We start from the raw sequence: 23,654 nt of genomic DNA on the forward strand, positions 1-23,654 counted from the left end.
TGTACTGCTCTCTATAGTGGGTTATACGCCTGCCACCCGGCGCTTGTATTCCGTTAAACAACCTTCCAGCCTCTCTTTGGCCGTGGTGTCTCCCGGGACATTGTGGGAAGGATGGATATGCAGTTTCACGCCCCGGTCAGCCAATATCTCTGCCACCGTGGTCACCGTCATCCATACACAGGTAATGAAGGCCATGGTAGAAACAGGGCCGATTTTATCCTGATGGTTTTTCAGGGGTACTGAGGCATCCCCTGCGGGCGCACAGGTATCCACCACCAAATCCGCCACATCGAAAATGGTTTTGCCGCTGGAATGACGGGTTTGTTTCCCTTTGGCTTCAGCCGCTGAGCCAAAAGCAATGACCTTCATGCCTTTCTTTTTGGCTTCCAATGCCACGTCTATATTGACATTGTTTATCCCCGAATGGGAAAACACCCACATGGTGTCTTTCGGGTCAAAATTGTACCCCTTCATGATCTCCACACCATAACCTTCCATCCTTTCCAGAAATAAAAATTGGTGTACACCCATTTCCCCGGTTATTCTGGTAAAAAAAGTAAGGGGGAGTTCTATCATGGGATGAAAGCCTACAAAACCGCCGATGCGCGGATACATTTCTTCTATGGGTATGGTGGCATGGCCGCAACCAAAAGTATGCACCCAACGGCCCGCTTCTATCGAGTCCGCCATCACTTCAGCGGTTTTTCGGATGTTTTCCATTTGGGTGTCCTCTATCCGGGACATTACATCCCGGGCATTATTGAGCCATTGTTTTGCTAGCATAATCGTCTTTGTTTGTGTTTACTTTATTTGTATTGTTTAAAATTGGGTTGGATAATACCATCATCAAAACTACGATACAAAATGCTACCGTAGGTAAATTGGCAACGCCAAATCTGTCTGCTACAAACCCCATCAGGTAATTGACGCTCATGTTTCCTATGAGGGCCACCGCCAACACAAAGCTGAAAGCCGTCCCGCTCAGTTCGGTATAACGGTCGCTGACGAAACCAAGCATGACGGGGTATCCGGCTGCCAGTCCCGCACCAATCAAAATCAAACCGATGACAACCGTGGGGAAACCGGTTCCAAATCCCATAAACCCACAACCCAGAAGCAGCAGGGCGAAAGATAGGAACAATATTTTTTGTGAGGAAAGGGGGCGTAGAACACTTCCTATCAGGATCCGCATCACGGCCATACCCACTACATAAAGGGAGAGGGCATAGAGGGCGTTGCTCTGATTGGCCGCCAATTCCTCGATCAGGAAAAGCGTGGTCCAGTTGTTAATTATGCCTTCCATGCTGCTCTGAAAGAAAAGAAAGGCAGCAATTAGCCACAGGACCGTGTCTTTTATCATGCTCCAGTTTTTTGCCCCGGTTGGTTTCTCTTTTAGTTTTGGGGGAGGAAACCCGATAATAAAATAGATGACCGCGGCCAGCAGGGCCAGTCCTCCCACCATAGAGACGATGGTCTCAAAAGCGTATATTTCATTCAATATCCCCAGGATAAAGGGCATACCCAATGCGCCTATGGCAAAAAAAACACCCAATAAACTTAGATCCGCAGCTTTATTGGAGGTGCTGATGTCCGCCACTACCGCATTGGTGGCCCCATTGACGGCGCCTCCTCCGAGACCAAAAAGGAAGACAAAAACCTTTATCCAGTGATAGGAAGGTGCATAGGCAATCCCCTGAAAGCCAATAAAGAGGCAGAGTGAGGAGAATGCCAACAGGAACTTAAACCCGTACTTATCTGCGAGGGGGCCGAATAACAGGGATCCCATTAATATGCCAATGGGCAAAATGGAAAAGAGGGTGCCCGCCTCGATTTCATCCAGAGAAAATTTGGCTTTTAGCGCTGGCGCTACCGCACCCAAAGTGATCAGGGTAATCCCAAACAGCAACATGCCCAAGCAGGCGGAAAAGAAAACGTATCTCCGGTTATAATTCATAAGGCATTTTGGTTTTCAAGCGTTTGCGAAGCCAGGTAACCTGCTCCATAAAGCCCCGCATCTCCTCCCAATGCCGAAACATCAAAACTAACCAACTTCATGCTTACGGGCTGGGCCCATTGTTTGGCTTCTGTGGCAATGTCTTCCAGGAACCGTTTCCCAGGCCCAAATACGCCGCCCCCAAAAATGATCTTTTCCGGATTGAAGATGCTGATCAGGTTGGCCACGCCCATACCCCAGTAGCCGATGGCATTTTCCAGCGTGCTTATGGCCCATTTTTCTCCTTTGTCATAAGCAGCAAAGACATCACCGGCTTCTATTTTTTGAGCGGTCATGGAGGGTTTACCCGGTGAGCCGGCGGTTGTTGCCAGCTTTTCCTGTGCGACCTTGGCCAAGCCTGCACCGGACGCATGGTATTCAAAACAGCCACAAGGGATGTATTTTTCCTGAAAAGGCCGGTCCAAAGCCATCCAGCCCACAGATCCGGCAATGCCATGGGCACCTTGTAGCACTCTGCCGTCTACCAGAATGCCTGCGCCGATGCCCGTTCCTACCGACAGATAGATGGCATCATTACAACCTTTTGCGTGGCCTTTCCAATATTCTCCAAGGATATAGCAAGCCCTGTCACAGTCTATGGTGACGGGAATGCCTTCAGAAACGCCGGAGATTTCCTCCCACAAAGGATAATCCTCCCAGCCGGGGATGTTGGGAGCCCAGACGGTTTGGGTGGTTTTCCGGCTTATTCCTGGAACAGATGCCCCTATCGCTTGTATATCCGGATTGTCCTGCAATTGTTTTTCCACCCTTTGCCGGATGAGCTTGCCTACCTCACTCCCTTGCCTTTTTTCCAGGTGGAAAGATTCCCTGCTTATCAGGTCACCCTCTTTCGTGAAAGTGGCCAGCCTCAGCGAAGTACCTCCGAGATCTACAGATAGGAATGTCATGGTTTATGTAATGGGCTTATTGTTGATAGGTTTATTCCCCCTTCTGTCTTTAATCCCGGGAGAAGGTCCAATTTAAAAATATTCAAATCAATTTCCTTGTTCTTGAAAAATTCGGGAACACTATTTTTAATATGACTTTTGGCTTGTTGTCATCGTCTTCGGGGTTTTCCCTTACATAGGCACAAAAAGCAGGTATTTTTCATCTTTACCATTGTGGAGCTCCAAACCCCTGGTCGTGATGGTATACCTGGCTGCCTGCCGGAAGCGCTGCACGTACTCGGGGCCATCATAGATTTCATTGATCTTGGTGCCCATGTATTGGAGAATTTTGATAGAAGATGCCGTTTGTCCTACCTGAAAATTTCCCATTACCTGGTTGGTGGAGGATTTTCCCCGAAAGCTGCCGTCTTCACCAAAAAGTACCCAATAGCAACTCTCACAACTCGGTCGGGCGATTTCGACCGTATGATTGGTGCCATCAGCGATCCCTATGAATTTCCATCTGGTACCGATAAGTTGCATTTCCTGATGCTGGTCAATATCGGGAAGTTGGACCAAAGCTACCGTATCCCCGGCTTTCCATTCCATTTCCTGGCACCCTATTAATAATGACAACAAGGTGAATACAAAAGTGAAAAATAATAAACCTGCATTTTTCATAGCCTTAAAAATTTAATGGAACTGTTTTCTTATTTATACGGAAGAATAAGGCAAAATGCTACAGTTTGTAGCGGTTATTTTTGGAATTCTTACAAAATAATAGGCGTAATGCACCAAAGATATGGGGAAGTAACCCTTAAAATTTCATTTTACAGGTGCTGCAAGATGCATAGCGGCTGGTATTTTTATAGAGCCTGTTGCCGATTTTCTACCTCTCTTTTCCTATCTTACTCTAAATATTCTGGATGCCTCCCATTCCTGTCCAAACATGTCCTTTGTCCTGATCTGGAGGTGGTAGGTGCCCGGGGCCAAGTCATGGGGCAAGGGGCCTGACCAGATATGCTGGGAGACCCCCGGGGGGTCCATTTTCCATCCCAGAGCTTCATCTGTCCTGCTGCCATCTTCCAGTTTGACATCCAAAAATGGACTTAAGGAATGCATCCAGGCATTGTGAGGATCCGGCATCGGCGTAAAAGCCAAGGGTATCCACTCGTCTTTTCCGCCAATTTTCATTTTCACTTTGGACTTTTCCGATCCGGAAAACACATTGACGATGACTTGTTCCTTGTCTAATTCTTGCAGGTTGATATCATCCGCCAAATGGATATTCATCTGGTAATTATCCGGTCGTCGGGCGGCTTTGAAGCGGATGCGATAATCAGTACCATCAAAGCTTAGGATGGAATAACCGTTTGGGGCACCGTCGTTCATGGTGGCATGGGGGATGCCTGTTTCGTCTTTTAGACCACACCACCAGCTGCCACTTACGGTAGCATTGATGAAGTGGTGGTGGGGTTGAGGGCCTTTCCATCCCATTTCCTCATCAATGAAAACATGGTTCATGGTATGGGTATGGCCCGAAATGGAAATGGAGTGAACTCTTTTCTCAAGTAAACGGTACATTCGGTCCCTGCCCTCGGTACGGATGATCGGTGCATGTTGGACCAATACCACCAGTTTCTCTTCGGGCAAATGCTCCAGGTAATTGGAGACGAATGACAACTGTTCATCGGTATAGCTGGAAATGTATTTTCCATCTGCTGCATAATGGATATCACGTAGTATAATGAAAGCCACCTCTCCATATTCAAAAGCATAGGTGCTGGGACCAAAGAAGCGCTTGAACGTGCTGTCCCTGTGACTATCTTCCTGCACATCCCTGTTATGGTCATGGTTTCCAAAGACATAATACCATGGAATACCTATTTGGGCCAGGCTCTCGCTCACCTCCGCGAAAAGTGCCGGATCATCCGCAACAATGTCCCCAAGGGTAATCCCCAACTTGGCCGTACTCCCGATGCATTCTTCCACTACATCATGACTGATATAATTCACCTCTTTGAGCCCCCTTGCCTGAGGGTCCCCAAATAACAGTACTTCAAACTGATTTTCTTCATGCTGCCCGTACAGGGCGAAGTCAATGGATTCGGGTAATGCCCCAGTCGGCTCAATTCCTGGAACCTCGGTATGCGGCGATCCAGTGGGAAGGTGCCAGTAATAATGCTGTGGGAGGAGTTGGTCATTCAAGGGTACCGCATAGCCTGAAGGTTTGATGATGAATATACCGGTGCCTTCCTCTACCGGAAGTTCCCAATAACCGTTTTGATCCGTGGAAGCCACCCATTCTCCGTTTGACACCAGCACATTTTGCAACCCCGGCTCGGAGGAGTCCCTTTTCCCGTTCTTGTTCAAATCATGATAGACATACCCTGTAGCTGTTTCTTGAGAGAAAACTTCAGCCGTCTGCACCAGAAATATAGAAAACAAAAAAGCTGCGGTTAGAAATTGGGGACTGTAGCGGTTCATTACAAATGTGGAAATGGTTCGTCATTATTACACCAAAAGCCCTATAAATGTACTATTAATGGACGATTGAAAATTTCAACAATTCTGTAGGGCATTATGGTATAAATGGTATGAAGTAAGAGAAAGTAGCCTATATTTGGAATACATCTACTTCGGATTTTCTATGAATTGTATTTCCGTATTTGACATGCTCAAAATCGGTGTAGGGCCATCAAGTTCCCACACCCTCGGCCCCTGGCGCGCTGCCCAGCGCTTTATCAGGGAGATAAAAGCTGAGCACATTGCTGAGATACGGTCATTGACAGTGGAGTTATACGGTTCTCTTTCACTTACCGGAAAAGGCCATGCCACCGACTGGGCGGTGATGCTTGGGTTAAGCGGATTGGATCCGGAGACCATTCCTATGGACGCCATTGAAACTACTGTGAATAAGATCAAATCGGAAAAAAAGCTCTATTTTCACCAGGAAACGGAAATTGGCTTTGACCCTGACAGGGACATCATTTTTCACAAGAAATTTTTACCCTACCATGCCAATGGCCTTCGTATTACCATTCGTCACCATAAAGGAAACCATAGCGCCACTTATTATTCCATTGGGGGCGGCTTTGTGATCAAGGAAGGAGAGGAAAGCGACCGGGAAGATACCTTGAAAACTTTTCCATACCCCATTGAAAGGGCCAACCAATTACTGGAATACTGTAACAGGGAGGATAAGCACATCTCCGATATTGTATGGATGAATGAGCTGAGCCTCCGGTCCACGGAGGAAGTGCGCCGGGGATTGGGGAGGATCTGGGAAACCATGCTGGAATCCATGTACACTGGCTGTCATTCTGAGGGGGTTTTACCTGGAGGATTAAAGGTGAAAAGAAGGGCTTTTGACTTGCACAAGGGGTTGATCGGCGATGTTGCCTATACAAATCCCAAAGAATGGATGGCTGCCATCAAAAAGACAACGGTCAGTTTCCGGCAGGTATTGAAATGGGTAAGTTGCTTTGCTTTGGCTGTGAACGAGGTCAATGCTTCCTTTGGGAGGATAGTAACAGCGCCTACCAATGGCAGCGCGGGAGTCATTCCAGCGGTATTGATGTATTATTTGACAATAGAAAATCACAAGGCAGGGGATGACCAGACACATCGGTTTTTATTGGTAGCGAGTGAAATAGGGGCGATTTTTAAGAAAGGGGCCACGATTTCGGCTGCCATGGGCGGCTGCCAGGCAGAGATAGGCGTATCAAGTGCCATGGCGGCCGGGGCTTTGTGCGAGCTGCTGGGAGGGAGTCCGGGGCAGGTTCTTATCGCGGCGGAGATCGCCATGGAACACCATCTCGGGATGACCTGTGACCCCATAGCGGGCTTGGTACAGGTACCCTGCATAGAGCGCAATACGATGGGGGCCATTAAGGCCATCAATGCGGCGGAGCTGGCTTTGGAAACGGATGCCGGGCACACTAAGGTGCCCTTAGACAAGGTGGTCCGTACCATGTGGGAAACGGCCAGAGACATGAACGGAAAGTACAAGGAGACTTCCGAAGGCGGTCTGGCCCTGACGGTGAATTGGGTGGATTGTTGATTTGGTGGGTGAAGGAACCACAGATTACGCTGCTTGACAAGGACTGACGCTGAGAATTATTGATTTGTATTAAGATTGGCAAAGGACACGATAGTTCCTGAGACGTTCAGATGTCACATCTCTTTTTATTAATACAAAAATCCAAAAATCCATAGGGGAAGGGCATTGCCCACCGGATATTCCAGATCATCTTTCACCACCCAAGCTTTGGACAAGCTGGCTATTTGTTTTCTGCCTTTACTTTGGCCTCCAATTTCAAAAGAATACTTGTTGTCCACTTCAAAGTCTGTAACGGGTGAATGGGTGACTTTATATTGGCCGCTTAATTGATTATTAAAAAAAACCTCCCTGACGGTGCCTTTAGAGGGTGGGGACTCTGATAAAGCGAACAGCAAATTGGTATTTTCCATATAGATTTTTTCCGGTTTTTGCAGGGTTGCCATGCTGCTTCCCGCTTGATGGAGCAATTCCACCAGTTTTGCCTCATGCAAAAAATAAAGGTAATTGTTGATGGAGTTCCGGTGGATTCCGGTTTTTTCAGCCAATTTATTGATGTTCGGTTTGAACGGGACAGACTGGGCGACAACATATAAAAGCTGGAGCATCTTTTTGGCGTGCCGGATATCAAAGCCCTTGAGTTCTGCCATGTCATATTCCACAATAAACCTAACCAGTTGCCTCAATCTTTGGAGATATCCTCCTTTATCCTCTTTGAAAAAAGGATAATATCCATATTCCAGGTATTCTTGAAAGAATTCCAACGGCTTGAAGTCTTCGTCGAATTGAGTTCTAAGATTTAGTCCCGGATCAAGCAGTTGTTCCAGTGTAAAGACAGGGAGTCTTTTTTCATATTGAAAGTCAAGGAATTCACGATAGGACATCCCTTTTAGTTCATATATGAGCGCCCGGCGGCTGAGATCCCCTTCTTGCCTGGAAATGTCAATGACGGAAGATCCTGTGAATATTATTTTGAGATCGGTGTACCTGTCGTACAGGTTCTTAATTTCCTTGGCCCAGTTTGGATATTTATGGACCTCATCCAATACCACAATTTTTGCCCCATGCTGGCGGAATTTACGGACAGTGGTTAAAAGGGTATTTGCTGTAAAATACAAATCATCCAGCGAAACATATACAGTTTCATTTTTTTTTAAGTTCAATTCCTTTAACCATTGTAGGACCAAAGTGGTTTTACCGGTCCCCCTCGCACCCTTTATGCCGATCAGCCGGTTTGTCCAGTTGATTCGGGAAAAAAGGTGACGCTTAAAACTTAAAGCGGTATTGAGGATTTTTTCCTCGGATAATTCAAGTAGCTCCTCCATAAATGCATAAATACATGTGCAAATATAACAGATAAATGCACAAGTACATATGCATTTTTACTTTTTGTGGCTTGGATTTAAATTAAAAAATACCGATTGATCAATTTCTACCCCGCTATGGGGGATTTTTCTCTTAAGATCATTATTTTTCCACCTCCGGAATCAACCAAAGCTCGGCTACCTGTGATCCCCTTTCCCCTTCCCCACAGGTCCAGGTAAAGGTGATTTCACCATCCTGATAAGCTTCTTTGGGTACCCGGAAGGAATAGATGGGTTGATGGCCCGTCTGAATGAAATCATGGATGGTGATGTCACCATCCACCTTCAGTTTCATCCTGGACCGGAATCTACCGGTATAGGCCACCTTTAGGGTGTATGTCAATTTAGGGTCTAAATCCTTATAACGTATCTTAAGCGGCGCGTCATAAAGCGTATTGACCTGCATCATCCAGGATTGGGGCGAGGATGTCCCCTCAAATCCTATGGCCCGCACTTCATGTACCCATTCCACACCTATCAAGCCCACACCAAAACTGATCCGCGGGGAATAAAGGCTGCCCGGGTCTTCTTTCCAGCTTTTATCACTCACTACCCTTTTCCAACTTTTCGGATGGCCAAGGTTATCATAAAAGCCTCCAGGACCTGGGTTGTTGCGGTTCAGGAGCGCATCCAATTGTTTCAGCCTGTCCGCTTCAGCATTTATTTTTGCAATGGCCTCCAGGTTGTCCAACAGCCACGGCGCGTCATTCAGGACGGCCTCCATGTTGTCCACAAAATTGCCCCTGCCTGGGGCCGCACCGTGGGGTTCAACGGTGAGCTGGGCGCCGATGCTTTGGTACAGGTTTTCCGCCAGTTCATGGCAGCGGTTTTTCAGTTGGGCCGCCAAAGGATCATCCCAGTTTTTATTCAGGATCTGCTTAGCCGTTTCTATAGCTTCCAAACTGCCCTTGTCCTCCGCGACAGCAAGTATGCTCCTCGCCTCTTGTTCCTGCTGGGTCTCGTAGATCAGTTTTTTCTGTACATAAGCATCAAAATAGGCCCGGATCAACCCCATCTGGAACCGGAAGTTTTTCATCAGCCCCGGACTGGCTTTTCTTTCCATTTCCTGCCATTGAAGTAACGTGACAGGTACTTGTGCATTGGTAAGCAAAGGACCTCTCACATTTTCTTCCTGTGTCAATAGACCTTGGGCCACGCCTTCTACCCATTCCGGTCCAAAGAAAAACCTGGCGTAGTCCCTAAGGGTTTCTATAACCGGTGTATTTGGATCCCAATCCTGATCGGTCCAGATAAATTTGTTGACATCGTCATTGGTGCCTTCCGAGTAGCTCAGGCTGCCGCTCGCATAAGGGGCCAGGGCGTTGTGGATGGCTTTTTGATCCTTTGCCCGCGGATTGATGCATTCCCGTCCCAAAGTCATGGCCAGTGCCAGGTCCCATTCGGGGATGGGGTATTGGGAACTGAGACTATGGGTGATATCGGGATACCTTCTGATGGGGATGGCTGCATCCACCTTTTCCCGCAGTTCGGGTAAAGGGATTTTTACCCAGGGGCCAAACACCACACCCCCCAGCCAGTCATACTGCTGGTTGATATGGTAAAAAAAACGGTCAAACCATGCCTGGGTCGGCCTGAATACCTGGGGTGAGATCCATATTTTTGCGTTTGGATGATACTGATGCAGCACTTCTGCGGATTTATCAAGCCAGTCAAACAATTCATCGGGTTCCAGCTCACCGGGGTCTCCCCCCGGTACAAACAGGTGGTCCAGTCTCGGCAGGGCGGCAAACACCTCATGTCTTTCCTCCAGTTCGGCCTTTACGGCGTCCGGGTGGCTGTAATCGGAACCCATATTGGGATACCAGATCCAAACATCCATATCAAATTGGTCCGCTATGCGCGACTGCTCGGCGATCATTTCAATGGCGGGTAATTGCATATGTCGGCTGGTAAAATCGTCATCTGTCCGTGGCGGTACTATTTCAATGCTGTTGGCACCAAAGAGGGCCAATTCCCGGATATATTGTTCGAACATTCCCACGCTGAAAGCATCGTAGGAATTGGTTTTTGGTCTGTATCCCAGTTGGTGTCCTCGGATCGGATAGGCCGGGGCACTCTGAATGCTGAGGTCGGCGGGGACCAAAAGCTGTCCGGCACCCCACTCCATTTTTCTGAGCCACCTGCCTGCTCCATATACCAAGCCCCTGTCATCCTGCCCTATGATATAAACAGCGGGTCCTTTGGGGTCTGTCCAAACCACAAAGCCTTCCCGGGGCATGGTTTCGAGCGTGCTTAGGGCTTGCCGGAGCCTCTCCGGAAAAACGTTAATCTGATCGAATGTACCCAGCACGATGGCTGGCTCATTGTCTTTTGGAAACTGATGACGGATGTTGAAGGTTTTTCCTGTCCTTTTGTGGATTTCTTCTGAAAGCACCCTTGCCAGAATCCTGTTTCGTTCACCGGCGTCTTTGTGAAGGAAAATGGCAGCCTCGGAAAAATCCAGTTTTTGTGATAGGGAGGTCTGACTGAAAGAAGGGTCGGCGGTTAGAAGACAGATCAAGAAAAGGAAAATGTTCTTTGACATGATTTTCTCGGGATGTTTGCTCTAAATACCCCGCAGGAATTAAGATAGGCTATCAAGGCGACGGCTTAGTCCAACCTCACGGCTTAGTGGTATTAAATTCGGTTTGTACTTCTGCTTTAGAGGAGATTTTCTTATTTTGGAAGGAGCAACAAAAAATCATCTGATGAAATCGAGCATGACGCAAGCGACACACAGAGGGATGATTATAGATTGCGAGATTCCCCCGAAACAAGTTCGGGGCAGGCTATATGGCCAATGAAAAATAATTATAAACATATGAATATTGTTTTGAGTAACCGTCTCCCAAGCCAATACGAGGACCTATATTTAAAGATTTTTTTGCTGGTTTTGATGAGTTTGGTCTGTTTTCCTTTATCAGCGCAGCAACTGTCAGCACAGCTTCTGGATCGGGTGGAGGTGGTCAGAGACCAGAACGGCATCAACCATATTTTTGCCCAAAATGAAGAGGACCTGTTTTTTGCACAGGGATACCTTGCCGCCAGGGACAGGATCTTTCAGTTTGAAATCTGGAGAAGGCAGGCCACAGGCACATTGGCGGAAATTCTGGGTGAAAAAGAACTGGCCAGGGATATAGGGGCCAGGCTGTTCCGTTTTAGAGGAGACAAAACCACAGAACTGAACCACTACCATCCCCGGGGGGAGGCCATTGTCGACCGTTTTGTCGAAGGCATAAACGCCTATGTGAAAGAATGCAGGGAAAACCCTGAACAGCTTCCCATAGAATTTGAAATGCTGGGTATTTTACCCGGCTATTGGACCTGGGAAACCGTGGTTTCCCGGCATCAGGGGTTGCTGGGCAATGTCAGGGACGAGTTGAACCACAGCAGGGTGGTGAGCTTGATAGGGCCGGAAAAAGCCAAAATGATCAATTATTTCCATCCATTTGAGCCTGATTTGGAACTGGACCCATCGATCCCGAAGGAATTGTTGTTCAAGGACATTCTGGCGCCTTATAACGCATTTCGAAACACGGTGGCTTTTTCTCCTGAAGATGTACAAGGTGTATACCGAAACCAGGAAAGTGCCTATCAGGAACAAAGGGTTCACCATGAACAGGAACAAGATGAAATAGCGCTTTGGGACAGGTTTTCTCTGGGAAGTAACAACTGGGTCCTGAGTGGCCGGCTGACGGCCAGTGGTTATCCATACATGGCCAATGACCCCCATCGGGTACAGGCCATTCCCTCCCTGAGGTACTGGGTGCGGCTTCACGCGCCTGGTTGGAATGTGGTGGGCGGTGGAGAGCCCGTCATTCCCGGGGTATCCATAGGCCACAATGAGTTTGGGGCCTGGGGACTTACCATTTTTAGCACGGATGGGGAAGATATCCGTATTTATGATCTGCATCCGGATGATTCCCAGCTGTATCGTTATAAAGGGGAGTGGCGAAAAATGAAAATGATCCAGGATACCATCCCCGTGAAAGGGCGTGAGCCTGAGATGGTGCAGCATTATTATACCATACACGGTCCTGTGACTTTTATTGATGAAGAACTTGGGAAAGCCGTGGCAGTGGAATGCGCGTGGCTGGAGCCGGGAAGTGCCCCCTATTTGGCCAGTTTAAGGATGGGGCAGGCCGATTCCTGGGAATCCTTCAGGGAAGCCTGTGTGTATAATCATATTCCCGCGGAAAACATGGTGTGGGCCGATAAGGAGGGGAATATCGGTTGGCAGGCCACGGGCATTGCCCCAATCCGCAAGGGCTTTTCCGGTTTGGTGGCCACCGTAGGGGATGGCAGTAAGGAATGGGAGGGATATCTGCCCATGTTGGAGCGGCCGCATGCATTCAACCCGCCCTCGGGTTTTATCAACACGTCCAATGAAAACCTGACCGATACCCTTTATCCCTACCCGGAGGCCTTAGGTTATGAATGGTCTGACCCTTTTCGGGGTGACCGGGTAAGGGAGGTGCTGGAGAGCGGGCAAAATTTCACTTTAGAGGATATGGGAAAGCTGCAAAATGATTACCTGGCCCTCCCTGCGAGAAGGTTGGTGCCTTTTCTGTTGGGTTTGCGGCTGGAAGGAGAGAAAGCGGTAAAAGCGCAAAAAAGACTGGAAAAATGGGATTATGTGTTGGATAAAAATTCAGTGGCTGCGGGGATTTATGTAATGTGGGAACGGAAGCTGAGGGAGAATATCCGCGGACTGGTGGTACCGGAGGAAGTCAGGCGCTGGATAGGAAGCATTTCGCTTTTTAAGGCCTTGGAGTGGATTGAAGCAGGTACCGTATTTGAAGATGACAGTCACAGAGACCACTTTTTGGCAGAGGCGTTTGATGAGGCCTTGAAGACCCTGGAAGGGAAACTCGGGCCGGATATGGAACATTGGCAATACGGACAGGAACGTTATAAGCACGCCCATATCCGTCATCCCCTGAGTGCCGCGGTTTCTTCAAAATGGCGGGATAAACTGGATGCGGGCCCTGTGCCAAGGGGAGGGTACAGCTATACGCCTGCGGCCAATGCCTATGGGGACAACAATACCACAGGCGCTTCCTTCAGGATCCTGGTGGATACCGGGGACTGGGAAGAAACCTTGGGCATCAATACCCCGGGTCATTCCGGCGATCCGGAAAGTCCGTTTTACAGGCATTTCTTTGATACTTGGGCGGAAGATGGTTTTTTTCGTGTACACTTTGACCGGAAAAAGGTAGAAAAAAGCGCAGTGGAGCAATGGGTGATGGAGTGAGTTGCAGATTACCATGGGGAATCCCGCTTTCCCTTTATGATGCAGTTCGGGGTCTTACCATCTGGTTAGGATTTTTTTGGATATTTTTTTGCCCACAAGTAGGTCGGGATGGGTGCTGCCATGCACCAAGTAAAAGCAAGTTCCTTCATAGGGATAAACGCTTAAAAATTAAACGTACCGATTTAACCTTATTTGAAATGATGCGCTATGGTGAAAGAAAGCAAAGGCAGTACTGGAATAAACCGGGGCCAGGGTGAAAAAAACCATGCAGTGCCAGATTGGGTTGCCTCAAGATTGGTCCAGGAGTGTATGGCAAAAGTTTGACTGAGTCTGAGATCGTAGTTCAAACGGTTTCCGTTCCATTGGTATCCTAAGTTGATATAAGGGGAAATATTATAAAAATGAATGCCTGTAAGCCGGTTGCCATAATCCCAGAATTTTAAAAAATACCCGGCATACATGCCCCTATGCTTTGATTCGCTTCCGTTGTATAAAAAAAAGTAATTTATTCCTGCATGAAATTGTGTTACAGTGGCGACTTGATGGATATTGCCCAGGGAAATTCTCGATTCCGCACTCAAGTTGGGTTTGAAATAATAACCTCCAACTACATTGAAGCCATATTCATTCCCTGCAGCCAGCGGGCCAAACCGTTTTACCTCCTCATTTTAAAGGAAATGCCATTGCATAGGATAAAGGATTTAAGCCAAGATACCATCCTGAATGGATACTGCTTTGCGCAAAAAGCAACGTAGTGGAAAAAAAGAGCAAAACAACGGTATAAATCTTTTTCATACTGATTTACCTTACCCCTATTTTATAGACTCTGTACATTTCACTGCCACTACCGGAAGTTCGGATCGTTCCCGATGGATCAGCGATAAAGATGGTGCCCGAATAGCGCCATTTAAGTTCATCACCATACCGGTTTGAAAAAACCTCCCAGGATTTAAATTGTCGGCTTACTGGGTCTATGGCAAATTCCGGTACTACTGCGGCCATGCTGTGAAGGATAAGTTCAACCTTTTGGTGAACCATCTGTTCGGTAAGCCAAAAACTGCTCACATCTGCACAAATGATCATCCCTGTTAGGATGCCGTTAATATTGACCACCGTCACATTTTCAGGGATCTTTAATGCCGGTGTAATGCCATTTTTTTTTATCCTCGGGAGTAAGATTAACTTTCCTGTGTATTGCTTCAATATTTCCCTCCTTATTGACATATACCTGGGCATTGTATAGCTTGTCTCCTTGAAGCTCGGTCATACCAAAAACGATATGAACATTCAGAGAATCAGCTAAGAACGCAATGGCGTCGGTAGAAGGGCCAGGTATGGATTCGGCAATAGTACGTTGATAGGATTCCGGATCATTTTCGTCTATATACCAACCTAAAACAGTTTCACCAAAAAGCAACAATTCGGTTTCCGGATGTTGGGAGAGAATTTCCCGACTGATTGCTTTTATTTTGGCAAGGTTAGTATCTTTTTCTCTTGAAGCATGAATACTGACGGTGGCCACGTTAAGAAATTTGGTCGCCTTACTGTCATCATAATGCAGGGGAGCCCCGGATAAATCGAACAAACTTTGGACAATCACATCATCTCCCTGACAGGAGACCAGCATTACCAAAACAAAAATTAAACTAACTCTAATCATTTTGTTACCAGTTTAAAGCCGCCGGATAAATATTTTTCAAAATTTTATTTCCCGTTTTGCGTGATTTTTCTAAAAAATTTTATTTCAACGTAAAAATATTCAATAAAATTTCAGACATAAATGATTTAAATCACGGGGAGATCAGTATTAAAATCATACCGATAATTATGAATCCTTATAATATTGGGATAATACAATTGAACAGAATCACGGAGATTTTCGCTTTTATGCTTTTTCTTTTAGAACACTGGCCAGAACATCTACAAATTATCACGGGTTTATGAAACTAGGATTCAGGATGGAACGTGAGGATAAAAGGAAATTTATTGGATTAGTTATTCCAATAACTTTATTTGCTACGACAAGCTTTGCATTTCAGATTTTTTCAAAGCAATTTGGAACCAAAGGGGGTTATTTTTTAGGTTTTGCATTTTATTGGATATTTTGGTGTATGCTCGTTCCCCTTTGTTTTCTATCCAAACAGGAAATCTCCGGCCTTTTCAGACCCAATTTCTCCCTGTTCAAGGAGAAATTGTTTCACAACTTGTTATTCCTGACTGTTCCTTTGCTATTTGTCTATATCTACGCTTTTCCAAAAGCGCTGGAATCTGCCAATTTTCAGATTTTTCTATTTTCCCTTGCATTGGGATCGGTTAATGCGGTAACGGAAGAACTGTTATGGAGAGGATTATACCTTAAATTATTCAGCGACGATAAATGGCTTTATATTCTCATTTCTTCTTTAGGGTTTGCCATCTGGCATTTGGCTCCACAGCAAATTTTTCCGAATAAGGAGCCTGGAGGGCAAATTTCATTTGTTGTTTTTGCATTCTTTTTGGGCACTTTATTCAGTACGGTGGTTTATAATACAAAATCGATTCTTTTGGTTTCCATCGCACACATGCTATTGAATTTTGCCGGCCTTGGAGCAAGGGTGTACTTAAATTAACCCGAAGTTATTCCTTTGAAACTTTAGTAAGATGATGAAGTAAGGATATTTAACCACAAGTCAGATCCCCTCAATGCTTAACCTCACAAACCCGAGCTCATCTTCTATATTTTCAAATATCCAGATCTTGCCGTTTTTGGCGAAGTGGCGAGCGGGAGTTTTCTCCAGCATGGGTACAGGCGCTTCGCCTATCATCTGCAGGTTTTCATCAAAAATTGTAAGGTAAACATCGGCTTTAGAAGAGGAGGAAAATGTATTGGATGGGACTTCCTCGGTAAAAGCCTCTTTATAAGAAAACCGGTAATAAATCCGGTTTTCTTCATCCCATACCGGCCTTCCAAAACTGATTTCTTCACGGATTTTCCGGGATATTTGTTGTACTTCCTCCGGGCGGTCAACCTGGGAGGGATATTTTCCTTTTTTTGAATCTTCCGTGATGTGGCTTTGATATGAATAATGGGTCAATTCCGTTTCGCCGGGAGGGAGCCAGAAGAGTTCGTTATAAGCATTATTGCCGATCAAAATTTTATCCCCCACAGAAATCAAATAGATATCAGGCCCCGTCATCGTCAAAAAATTTCCGTCCGAAAATTCCGCGTAAAGTCCCTTTAACTTGTCAAATTCCGGTAACTCCATCTTATCGACCCAGTCTTCTGCAAAGTTGACCAATACCAATTTAAGGGATTTATCTTCCCAGTTTCTGATAAAGCCCAGAAAAAGTTCGGGGTTGCCGGGAAAGACGGCTTGGGGGACAAAGAATTCATCGTCATTTAGCCGGTGTTCACCTGAACCTACTTTTTTGAAATCCAAATCTTTTATTTTCTTCCCTTCTGTGTCGAAAATGCCGCTTCCCTGATAGCCGCTGAACAATATGCTGTCTTCGCCGATAGCCAGAAAGGTGTGAAAGTAATTGCCGGTTCCATTTGGCCCTTCCGCTTCAAACGGTATTTTTTCACTGAGAATCAGATCATCAAGGTTTATCCTCTCCACTGAGTGGTCATCTTGATTAAAATTGAATAGGTATTTTTTGTCCTTGAAAAGGATGGATTGGCGAAGTTCCCCTTTTAGAAAAAGAATTTCCTCGCCCGGATCCACCATGACGGTATCCAGGGAAAACGCCATTTGGGAATAGTCCCCCTGCTTCTTGCCGGACTGGCTGCAGGAAAATGCTGCAAATAAGCTGATAAAAAAGAATAAAGGTCTCATATCGCAAGGTTTATTTTTACTAAAAATATAGGGGTTTATTTTTATATATCCAATCAGAAGGCTAAAAAATTAGTTTTTATACCAGAGCGTGGCTCTACGAAAGCCCGACGCGTGCTCGTCTGGCACTGCAAAAGCCTCGGACGTAATTAAAAAACATATTGAATACCGGCAATAAAGCCGCCATAAAGGCCATAGGTGCCGTGCCGGTTGGTCCGTTCATAAAATACCATGCCTGGCACGCTGATATCCTGGCCGGGGTCCAGGACGGTGAAGTTAAAGGTGGGCCCGGCAAACAGCCGGGTGTTCTTTCCCATGTTAAACCCATGGAGGTATTTGAAAGAGTTGGTATGGTTGCTGACATTTCTGAAATCCGTGGCCACCCTGATGACCAACTCAAGATCCATGGTGTAGGCGCGGGTTTCCAGCAGGTGCAGGCCAAAGCCCGCTTCCAGGGCAAGGGGAGCCTCGGTCTGCCCGGGGAAATAGGCCGTGCCGAGGAGGCCGTAAAATTTCCTCCCTCCGGAGCGGAGCGTGAGATGGGCAAAGCGGGATTCGTCCGTACCAAGCGCCAGGCTTTTCTTGCCGTTTTTGACAAAATTGACCAAGCCGATGGGATTGTCGCTGCTTTCTGCGATGTTGACCAAACCGAACTGGCTGCCTTTCACATGGCCGGCTTTGTTGAACAACCCGGCCATTTGGTGGTGGGCGGTGCCCTTGGTATGGTTAAACAGCCCAGCCAGCTGCAGGCCATTTGCATGGTTTCGGGCCAGGTTGGCCAATCCGGCGATCTGGAATCCGGTGGTACCTTTGGCCTTATTGATGAGTCCGGCTATCTGGTGGTTGGCAGTACTGTCAGTGCGATTGTATAATCCCGCAACTTGCAGCCCCCTGGCCCGGCCTCGTGTATGGTTGTGAAGCCCTGCTACCTGAAAACCGCTGACATTTTTATACACAGAATTAAAAATACCGGCTACCTGGAAGCCGTTCACCTCGCCGCCGACCATATTGAAAATGCCCGCCATCTGGAAATACCTGACATCTCTCTGGTTGATATTAAAAATACCGGCCGCCTCAAAACCGTCCACACCGGCCGTGTAGCCTCCCAATAGGTTCAATGAGAATTTATTGATCATTTGGCTGCTGAACATCCCCTGGGAACTCAGCCCGGGGATAAAGGACATCTGGTAGGGATTTTCGGCAAAAAAGCCTCCGAGGTTCAGCCTTTGGAATCGCTGCCTGACGCCTATGAACATTCGGCCGAAAAAGCTTTGTTCCATCTCCTCCGCTGAACCGTCATCCGGATAGTAACGGAAGCGGCCATTGCCTCTTTTGGCCTGGATATCCACTTGCGGCAACAGCATGAAAGTGGTGTCCCGGTAGTTTTCCTTGCCTAAGGTCAACCATATAGAAGGGTTGGACTGCCTCAATTTGAGTTCAAAGTAGCCGTTTTGGTCCGTCAGTGTGGAGGTAAGGGTGTTTCTTTCATAGACCGTGGCATAGCCGAGGTTTTTCTGGGTACGCAGATCCTTGACATGACCCTTTACCGTCACTTGCCTGGAGCCCGTCTCCATCTCCGCTTCCAGATCCAGTACGCCGGGGGCATAACGGATGATGATATAGCCGGGAATTTCCCTGAACTCGTACTGCTCTCCAAGTGCCTCTGCCAAAAAACCCGCTATGGTTCCGTTGTAATGGTCCAAAGGCAAAGGCTTGTCCACTTCTACCAGGGAACTTTGGTAGGAAAAATAAAAATCATGTGCATCCGATGCCTGTTCCAGGGCCTCGCGGATACTCATTTCTCCGGGGTTGGCAAACTGAAACTCCGTTTGCAATTTTTGCTGGGACATCGCAGTTTGGGCCACCGACAGGAAAAAGAGCCATACAAAACCGTGAAAAATAGTATGCCCCCTGAAAATCATTTATTTGGATAAATTATTTCGCAAGTTAATGATTTATTGCAAGACGTACCGGCCCCCGTCCCTGGAAATTTGAAGCCCCAGCGTTTCAGCGATCACTTCCAGGTTTTTGTCCAACGAGCCATATTCCAAAACGGTGGTGATGGGCAGGGATTTTAAGTCTTCGGATCCAAGGATGATTTCCGCCTCGTAGGCATCCGCCAAAGCTTCCACCACCTGTTGTAAGAGGATATTTTCGGCTTGGAACCTGTTGTTCACATAATAGCGGAACAGTTGGTCTTCCTGCAGGGATTTATCCAGCGCGCCGGTGTGGAGGTCGACAGTGACTTTTTCTCCCGGATCCAACACTACTTGCTGGCCACCCACCTCGACTTTTACGACGCCCTCATCCAGTATTATTTCTGCCGTTTGCCCTTTCATTTTCACATTAAAGGAAGTACCAAGAACGGTAACGGTCAGGTTTTGGAGCTTGACAACAAACGGTTTTTTTTGGTCTTTTTGGACCTCAAAGTAAGCCTCACCGGCGGACATATTGACGAGCCGTTGCTTGTCAAACAACTTTTGAGAGTAAGTAAGTTGGGTGTTTTTATTCAAAGTGACCAACGAGCCATCCAAAAGGGGCTGTTGTGTGGACGTGTTTCCGGATTCCAGGGACACAGCGGAAAAATAAGCTTTTCCGGCATGGGGCAGGGTGGATACCAGCGACCAGCCCAGCGCAACCATCAGGGCGAAGACCGCCGCCGTCCTGAACCAGGTGCTGCTCGCCAACCGGATGATAGGGGTAGGCGCAGCCTTTTCTTTTTGAGCTTTCCTGTCCAAAAACCGCTTCCAAGCCAGGTTTTCATCAATGTTGCTTTGGGGGATTAATCGCCGGCTTGTCTCCCACACCCATTGGATATGATCGTATTTTTGTTGGTTTCCGGGATTGTCTGCCAACCATTCCTTTACAGCCGCATCTTCTTCCTTGCTGGTTTCGTTGAGCAGGTATTTTATGAGTGTTTTGTCTTCCATGGCTTCAAGGCGGTTAATGTTCTATAATCAGCATCAATATGAGGGGCAGGAATTCCGCCAATTCCAGGCGCAGCGTTTTGAGGGCTTTACCCATGTGTGCTTCCACGGTTTTGATGGAAATGCCCATTTTTTGGGCGATTTCCTGGTATTTCAGTTCTTCAAATCTGCTTAAATGAAACACCGTCCTGCATTTTTCAGGAAGCAGCCGCAAAGCCTGCTGGAAGCGGCTGTTCAGTTCCTCATCCTGGCCCTCCATCACGTCAACAGCTTCTACGGAGCCGTTTTGGGTTGTCTCGTATTGCTTTTGTTCCCGGTGTTTCATTTTCACCTTCTGGTGTTTGATGTGGTTCAAACTGTCGTAATAAACAGATTTATACAAGTATGCCTTGAGGGAGGTGTTGATTTTGATCATACCTCTTTTTTCCCATAGTTTGAGGAAGACCGTTTGTACGATTTCCTCAGCTTCGTCACTGTCTTTGAGGATGACATTGGCATAGGTATGCAGGGATTTGAAATGGTCTTTGAAGACCGCTTCAAAGGTGTGTTCGTCCACCCTTTCTACAGGAAGGCCGTCTTGGTTTTCCACTGTGCCGGTCACTTACTTTTACAATTGAGATGGTAAATTGCTTTTAATATACGACAAGTATTTTTCAGTTTACCCTTAGTGGTTCGGGAAAATACTTCATCGTTCTTGTGCATTGTTGTAGGTCACAAAAGGACTTGGAGGCCGACCGTGTAACCGACATGAACCGATCTATAGGTGTTGGTGCGTTGACGTTCCCATATCCGCAGGCCTGCCAGATCGGAACCTTCCTGGTTTTTGGTGTCCATGTAATTGATGCTAGGCCCAGCATAAAGCTGTAAGTTTTTGGAAAGGAGGAACGCGGGCAATATGCGCAGACCGGATTTGGAGTATTCGCTGTGCTTGAAGTCCGTGATAAAAAGGTTGACGGCTTCCATATCCATCCTGAAGCTGTTTTTTTCAATGAGCTTGATACCCAGGCCGGCTTCCACACCATAGGGAAGGTCGGCATATTGCAGATTGGAACCCATTCCGATGATGCCATAGAGTTTTCTGCCTCCCGAGCGAAAGCTGACGATGGTGGAAAGATTTTCATCTGTCGCTAGCCCTATCCTTTTTTCTCCGTTTTTTATCAGGTTGATGATGCCAATGGGGTAGTCACTGCTGTCCGCGATATTCAGCAGTCCGGCCACCTGTACTCCGTTTACTTTTTTGGCGACGTTGATAAGGCCCGCAAACTGGGAGCCTTTTACCTCATCCGCCGCGTTGATGGCTCCGGCCACTTGGATGCCTTTAACGCATTTTGCCACATTGGCTACTCCTGCCATTTGGATGCCCTCGAGATTTTGGGCCAGGTTCACCACGCCGGCACTTTGGAAGCTGCTGATCTGTGAGGCCATGTTGACCACACCGGCCATTTGTAATGGACTGGCCCCGCTGTTGAGGTTCACGACGCCTGCGAATTGCAAGCCATGCGGAGCCAGATTGGTTTGGTTCATGACACCTGCCATTTGTACTCCCTTCAGCTCGCCACTAACCTGGTTAAAGACGCCTGCTGCCTGTAGACCGCTGGCATCGCCTTTGACCATGCCTGCCACACCATAGAGGGCCAAGCCCTTTTCCCCGCCGGATAGTCCCTGGATGGCATGTAAACTTAGGTTGTTGGTGTATTCCGCGGCTTTATGGCCATTGGTGCTCAAAGGATAAACAAAGCCAATATGCGCCGGACTGTGGACTTGGGCGGCAATTTCTGACAAAATCACCGTGGACAGGCATATCAGAAGCATTGCTATTTTCGAAAACAGGGAAATTTTTTTCATGGATTTTAAGATTTAGTATGCGTTTTAAATCCACGACAAGTTTGATAGGTTGTACCCTTAGTGGGTTTATGGATTTTTTTTATGACAGGAATGATATTTTTCACAAAACGTGAATTTCTGATGTTTTTTGCCAAAAAATGGCGGCGTTGGAGGGCTGGGATCAGCTGATATTGCCATCTGACAGTACCGTCACCTCAGTGCATTTCCTTATATGTTTACCAAAAAATCCCCTCTCTTCCGGATAAAATGAGAGGGAGGTAACCCTACAAATTGTTTGAAGTCCCTTATAAGATGTGCCTGGTCTGAAAATCCTGTGTCGTATGACACTGAAGTCAGGTCATGCCTTGAGGGAGAAGACAGAAGACGGTTGACTGCATTCAGCCGCGCTATCCTTATGTATTGTTTGGGGCTGACACCTATCTTTTCCTTGAATTCCCTTTCCAGCTGCCGGTGACTGATGTACACATTGTTGATCAACTCATCCATTCTGATCATGCCATCCGTTTTCCTGATGAATTCCGCTGCTCTGTTTAGGTAATAATAGTTGATATTATTGCTGTGGAGATTGGTTAGCAGGTAGGCACCGGCCAATTCGGTCATTTCCGAAACGGCTGTTTTTTCCCTTAACTTTTCCGAAAATGAACGGAAGCCGGCATCCAGCACGCAGTTCATATCGATGTAGTCTGCTGAAAATTCAGCTGCAGGTATGCCAAATAAATTGTATATGCCCTCCGGCTTGAAACGGATACCGAATGTGGGTACTGTTTTATCAAACCTTACTTCATAAGGCTTGGTAAATAAGCCGATCAACGTATAATCCGGAGACTTTAACCAAGTATTGCCCTGCAAGAGGCTACAGTGATTGGAATTCAAATGAAAAATAAGCTCCACAAAACCATTGGGTATAACCTGCTGTTCCAATAGCCTATCGCCGTTGATATTGAATTCACCGTACCAATAGGTCTGTACATATGGCTTTAAATCTTCTATGCAGGGATATTCTGTGATCTCAACATTCATGGTATAAAGGAGAAAACAGGGGCTTTTTAGGCCCCTGATGTAACTTAGCCTAGTAAAGAGGTATCTACCCTATTGGATTCAGTAGGCAGCCAAACTTCATCGAATGTGGCAATGATATTGTTGGCTCCTCCAAAGAATCCCAGGACTTTGGCAGTGGAATTCCCGGTATTTTTCAGGTTATGGCGTTCCATTTTTGGAACTACCGCCAGCTGTCCTTTAGATATAGATGCCTTTTCGGTGCCAATGGTTGCTTCTACCTGCCCTTCTAAAATAAAGAGCAGTTCCTCTGCACTGTCAGTATGTGTGCCAAGCTCCTCTCCGGGAGCAAGCTCAAAATAAACAGTAGCTGAATCGGTGGTGCCATGAGCGCCTAGTAAGGGAAAGGTGGCTTTACACCGTTGGCCGGGCTTTGATTTAGCGGTGAATTCGGCCAGTTCGAGGGTATTCAAATCTGTGGTTATCATGATTTTCTCAGTTTATATGATATGTTTT

The 23,654-nt window shown here is 46.9% G+C and carries 20 protein-coding genes; 3 read left to right on the plus strand and 17 right to left on the minus strand.

Going from position 1 to position 23,654, the window contains the following annotated elements:
• Positions 1-21: 21 nt before the first annotated feature.
• From ACFPFU_RS10120 to ACFPFU_RS10140, 5 genes are all read right to left on the minus strand, one after another.
• On the minus strand, positions 22-783 hold the full coding sequence (locus ACFPFU_RS10120) for a sugar isomerase domain-containing protein (protein ID WP_377064098.1): 762 nt from the start codon (positions 781-783) through the stop codon (positions 22-24).
• On the minus strand, positions 758-1,954 hold the full coding sequence (locus tag ACFPFU_RS10125; RefSeq protein ID WP_377064100.1) for an MFS transporter: 1,197 nt from the start codon (positions 1,952-1,954) through the stop codon (positions 758-760). Before ACFPFU_RS10125 ends, ACFPFU_RS10120 begins: the two co-directional genes overlap by 26 nt.
• Entirely contained in the window at positions 1,951-2,901 is a 951-nt protein-coding gene (locus ACFPFU_RS10130) for an ROK family protein (RefSeq protein ID WP_377064102.1), read from the minus strand. The genes ACFPFU_RS10125 and ACFPFU_RS10130 overlap by 4 nt, the downstream gene beginning before the upstream one ends.
• A gap of 171 nt (positions 2,902-3,072) precedes the next feature.
• The gene (locus ACFPFU_RS10135; RefSeq protein WP_377064103.1) at positions 3,073-3,561 is read right to left on the minus strand and encodes an META domain-containing protein; all 489 of its coding nucleotides are present in this window, start codon (positions 3,559-3,561) and stop codon (positions 3,073-3,075) included.
• 222 nt (positions 3,562-3,783) lie between these two features.
• Positions 3,784-5,328, minus strand: coding sequence for a calcineurin-like phosphoesterase C-terminal domain-containing protein (locus ACFPFU_RS10140; protein ID WP_377064105.1), 1,545 nt, complete (start codon positions 5,326-5,328; stop codon positions 3,784-3,786).
• 202 nt (positions 5,329-5,530) lie between these two features.
• Between ACFPFU_RS10140 and ACFPFU_RS10145 the strand changes: the two genes are divergently transcribed.
• Positions 5,531-6,943 (plus strand): L-serine ammonia-lyase, encoded by a 1,413-nt coding sequence (locus ACFPFU_RS10145; RefSeq protein WP_377064107.1) that lies wholly within the window; start codon positions 5,531-5,533, stop codon positions 6,941-6,943.
• A gap of 128 nt (positions 6,944-7,071) precedes the next feature.
• Here ACFPFU_RS10145 and ACFPFU_RS10150 read toward each other — a convergent pair whose 3' ends face one another.
• A complete protein-coding gene (locus tag ACFPFU_RS10150) occupies positions 7,072-8,265 on the minus strand; it encodes an ATP-binding protein (protein ID WP_377064109.1) in 1,194 nt (397 codons plus the stop codon).
• Between the two features lie 142 nt (positions 8,266-8,407).
• On the minus strand, positions 8,408-10,849 hold the full coding sequence (locus ACFPFU_RS10155) for an alpha-glucuronidase family glycosyl hydrolase (protein WP_377064111.1): 2,442 nt from the start codon (positions 10,847-10,849) through the stop codon (positions 8,408-8,410).
• 276 nt (positions 10,850-11,125) lie between these two features.
• Here ACFPFU_RS10155 and ACFPFU_RS10160 point away from each other — a divergent pair, with 276 nt between their 5' ends.
• The gene (locus tag ACFPFU_RS10160; RefSeq protein WP_377064113.1) at positions 11,126-13,558 is read left to right on the plus strand and encodes a penicillin acylase family protein; all 2,433 of its coding nucleotides are present in this window, start codon (positions 11,126-11,128) and stop codon (positions 13,556-13,558) included.
• A gap of 188 nt (positions 13,559-13,746) precedes the next feature.
• Here ACFPFU_RS10160 and ACFPFU_RS10165 read toward each other — a convergent pair whose 3' ends face one another.
• The 3 genes from ACFPFU_RS10165 to ACFPFU_RS10175 form a co-directional block, all read right to left on the minus strand.
• The gene (locus ACFPFU_RS10165; RefSeq protein WP_377064115.1) at positions 13,747-14,139 is read right to left on the minus strand and encodes a hypothetical protein; all 393 of its coding nucleotides are present in this window, start codon (positions 14,137-14,139) and stop codon (positions 13,747-13,749) included.
• 220 nt (positions 14,140-14,359) lie between these two features.
• Positions 14,360-14,641, minus strand: a complete 282-nt coding sequence (locus ACFPFU_RS10170) for a carbon-nitrogen hydrolase family protein (RefSeq protein WP_377064117.1) — start codon at positions 14,639-14,641, stop codon at positions 14,360-14,362.
• 40 nt (positions 14,642-14,681) lie between these two features.
• Positions 14,682-15,218 (minus strand): carbon-nitrogen hydrolase family protein, encoded by a 537-nt coding sequence (locus tag ACFPFU_RS10175; RefSeq protein ID WP_377064119.1) that lies wholly within the window; start codon positions 15,216-15,218, stop codon positions 14,682-14,684.
• Positions 15,219-15,669: 451 nt separating this feature from the next.
• On the opposite strand from ACFPFU_RS10175, the gene ACFPFU_RS10180 reads away from it, so the two are divergent.
• Positions 15,670-16,167 (plus strand): CPBP family intramembrane glutamic endopeptidase, encoded by a 498-nt coding sequence (locus ACFPFU_RS10180; protein ID WP_377064121.1) that lies wholly within the window; start codon positions 15,670-15,672, stop codon positions 16,165-16,167.
• Between the two features lie 60 nt (positions 16,168-16,227).
• Here ACFPFU_RS10180 and ACFPFU_RS10185 read toward each other — a convergent pair whose 3' ends face one another.
• The 7 genes from ACFPFU_RS10185 to ACFPFU_RS10215 form a co-directional block, all read right to left on the minus strand.
• Positions 16,228-17,373: a DUF4221 family protein gene (locus tag ACFPFU_RS10185; RefSeq protein ID WP_377064123.1), complete on the minus strand. Its 1,146-nt coding sequence runs from the start codon at positions 17,371-17,373 to the stop codon at positions 16,228-16,230.
• Between the two features lie 146 nt (positions 17,374-17,519).
• Positions 17,520-19,220 carry a peptidase associated/transthyretin-like domain-containing protein gene (locus ACFPFU_RS10190; protein ID WP_377064125.1) on the minus strand — a complete coding sequence of 567 codons (1,701 nt, stop codon included), beginning with the start codon at positions 19,218-19,220 and terminating at the stop codon, positions 17,520-17,522.
• A 105-nt stretch (positions 19,221-19,325) separates the two neighbouring features.
• On the minus strand, positions 19,326-20,300 hold the full coding sequence (locus tag ACFPFU_RS10195) for a FecR family protein (protein ID WP_377064127.1): 975 nt from the start codon (positions 20,298-20,300) through the stop codon (positions 19,326-19,328).
• Positions 20,301-20,313: 13 nt separating this feature from the next.
• On the minus strand, positions 20,314-20,886 hold the full coding sequence (locus ACFPFU_RS10200) for an RNA polymerase sigma-70 factor (protein ID WP_377064129.1): 573 nt from the start codon (positions 20,884-20,886) through the stop codon (positions 20,314-20,316).
• A 122-nt stretch (positions 20,887-21,008) separates the two neighbouring features.
• Positions 21,009-22,142, minus strand: a complete 1,134-nt coding sequence (locus ACFPFU_RS10205) for a hypothetical protein (RefSeq protein ID WP_377064131.1) — start codon at positions 22,140-22,142, stop codon at positions 21,009-21,011.
• Positions 22,143-22,349: 207 nt separating this feature from the next.
• Complete coding sequence (locus ACFPFU_RS10210; RefSeq protein WP_377064133.1) at positions 22,350-23,162, minus strand: AraC family transcriptional regulator; 813 nt, start codon at positions 23,160-23,162, stop codon at positions 22,350-22,352.
• Between the two features lie 44 nt (positions 23,163-23,206).
• The gene (locus tag ACFPFU_RS10215) at positions 23,207-23,626 is read right to left on the minus strand and encodes a cupin domain-containing protein (protein ID WP_377064135.1); all 420 of its coding nucleotides are present in this window, start codon (positions 23,624-23,626) and stop codon (positions 23,207-23,209) included.
• Positions 23,627-23,654: the final 28 nt, after the last annotated feature.

The sequence above is a fragment of the Negadavirga shengliensis genome, assembly GCF_042652345.1.
Classification (GTDB): domain Bacteria; phylum Bacteroidota; class Bacteroidia; order Cytophagales; family Cyclobacteriaceae; genus Negadavirga; species Negadavirga shengliensis.